Genomic DNA, 2,469 nt, shown 5'->3' on the forward strand with positions numbered 1-2,469 from the left:
GGCGCGGCGCTCGTGCAGCGCACCCCGTTCACCAAGGCCGACCCGGAGCAGCTCCGCCGGGAACTCGACAAGGTACGCGGCCAGGGCTTCGCCGTCGCCTCAGAGGAGGTGCGGCTCGGATCGTGCTCGCTCGCCGTCCCGGTGTTCCAGGCCGACGGAAGTATCTTCGGCGGACTCGGGATCGTGCTGCCCACCTCGCGGGCGCACCAGCTCGAACGCAACCTGCCCATCCTGCTCGGCACGGCCGAGCGCATCCAGGCGGGGATCGCGCACCTGCCGAAGGCCGCCCTGCAACCGGCGGCGCGTGCCCGCAAACCGCAGCAGTCCTGAACCGGCCTGAACGGGCGCCTCCCCAACTCCACTTCCGCCCAGTGGGACAAGCCCGGCGCTTCCCAGCTCCGGGAGCATTAGATGGAGCCAGATCCCCGCAGAAGTGGACAGTCCCCGCAGAAGTGGACAGAAGGAGCACTCGTGAACGCTCAGCCCGTGACGGCACAGCCCGCCACCACGCACCCGGCCGCAGCCCAGCCGGCCCCCGGCCAGCCCGCAGCAGCCCAGCCCGCAGCAGCCCAGTGCCCGGTCGATCACCGCGCGCTCGCCGCGGCCGCCGGCGGCCACCACGGCTATTCCCCGTTCGACATGAACGACCCGTTCCCTGCATACGCCGAGCTGCGCAACGAGCAGCCCGTCATGTTCGACGAGCGCATCGGCTACTACGTCGTCTCCCGCTACGCGGACGTCAAGGCCGTCTTCGACAACTGGGTCACCTTCAGCAGCGAGAACGCCCAGGCCCCCGTGCGGCCGCGCGGAGCCGCCGCGACGAAGATCATGAACGATGGCGGCTTCACCGCATACTCCGGCCTCTCGGCCCGCGTTCCCCCAGAGCACACCCGGATGCGCACGATCGTGCAGCAGGAGTTCAGCCCACGCCGGTACAAGGCCCTCGAGCCCACCATCCGCGAGAACACCGCGCGGCTCCTCACCCAGATGCTCGCGCATCCGGATGCCCGGGGCGATTTCCTGAAGGACGTCGCCGTCGACATCCCCACGATCACGATCCTCGGCCTGCTCGGCGTCGGGCCGGAAATGGTCCCGACCTACAAGAAATGGTCGGACTCGCGGGCCGCGATGACCTGGGGTGACCTGAGCGACGAGGAGCAGATCCCGCACGCGCACAACCTCGTCGACTACTGGACCGAATGCCGGCGCCTGGTCTCCGCCGCCCACGAGGCCATCGACGCCGGAACTGCCGGAACCGACCTCGTCACCGACCTCGTGCGCGCCCAGCTGGCCGGCGGAGAGATCTCCGACCACGAGATCGCGTCGGTCTGCTACAGCCTGCTCTTCGCCGGCCACGAGACCACGACGACGCTCATCTCCAACACGATCCGGATGCTGCTCAGCAACCCCGGCGAGTGGCAGAAGCTCGTCGAGGACCCCAAGCGGATTCCCGGGGCGATCGACGAGACGCTGCGCTACAGCCCCTCGATCGTCGGCTGGCGGCGCAAGGCCCTCGTCGACACCGAGATCGCCGGCACCCCGATCCCGAAGGGCGCGAACATCCTGCTGCTGATGGGATCGGCCAACCGGGACCCGAGCGTCTTCGAGGAGCCCGAGGTCTTCGACATCGAACGGGCCAACGCCCGCACCCACCTCTCCTTCGGCTTCGGCATCCACTACTGCCTCGGCAACATGCTCGCCAAGCTGCAGGACAAGATCGTCGTCGAAGAGACCATCCGGGCCGTCCCCGGCCTGAGGATCGTCGATTCCGAAGCGATCGTCTTCGGAGAAAACCTGTCGTTCAGGGCGCCGACGTCGGTTCCCGTCACCTGGGAGGCCAACGCCTGATGGAAACCGCAACCCCCGCTGTCACCGCAACACCGGCATCCCACGCCGCCTACATCCAGTTCTTCGACGGCGGGCTTCCGCCGCTGCACGAGCAGCTCGGCGGCAAGTGCGCGTCCCTCGTCGCACTCACCGCGGCCGGGATGCCGGTTCCCCCCGGCTTCGCCATCACGACGGCAGCATACGACGCCTTCATCCGCGAGGCCGGCATCGAGAAGGACATCCACGAGATGCTCGCGAACCTCGATCCCGACGACGTGACCGCCGTCGACCGGGTCTCGGCCCAGCTGCGCCTCGAGATCACCTCGCGGCCGGTGCCCGCCGAGTTGCACGCCACGACCATCGAGGCATACGAGGCACTGCAGTCGCGCTTCGAGTCCCCTGTCCCTGTCGCCGTGCGGTCCTCGGCGACGGCAGAGGACCTGCCGGATGCGAGCTTCGCCGGCCAGCAGGACACCTACCTCTGGCTCCTCGGCGTCACAGACGTCACCGAGCACATCCGCGCGTGCTGGGCCTCGCTCTACACCTCCCGCGCCATCATCTACCGGCTGAAGAACAAGATCCCCAACGAAGGCCTCTCGATGGCCGTCGCGGTGCAGAAGATGGTGAACGCCCGGGTCGCCG

3 protein-coding genes are annotated in these 2,469 nt (G+C 68.7%); all 3 read left to right on the forward strand.

Annotated features, from left to right (window positions below):
* A partial coding sequence (locus QN345_RS17915) for an IclR family transcriptional regulator domain-containing protein (RefSeq protein WP_323509002.1) occupies window positions 1-330 on the forward strand: 330 nt, incomplete at its 5' end.
* A 141-nt stretch (window positions 331-471) separates the two neighbouring features.
* Window positions 472-1,848 (forward strand): cytochrome P450, encoded by a 1,377-nt coding sequence (locus QN345_RS17920; RefSeq protein ID WP_323509003.1) that lies wholly within the window; start codon window positions 472-474, stop codon window positions 1,846-1,848.
* On the forward strand, window positions 1,848-2,469 hold a 622-nt coding region (locus QN345_RS17925; RefSeq protein WP_323509004.1), incomplete at its 3' end, for a PEP/pyruvate-binding domain-containing protein. The genes QN345_RS17920 and QN345_RS17925, both read left to right, overlap by 1 nt.

The organism is Cryobacterium sp. 10I1 (assembly GCF_035019805.1).
GTDB classification, from domain to species: Bacteria; Actinomycetota; Actinomycetes; order Actinomycetales; family Microbacteriaceae; genus Cryobacterium; species Cryobacterium glucosi.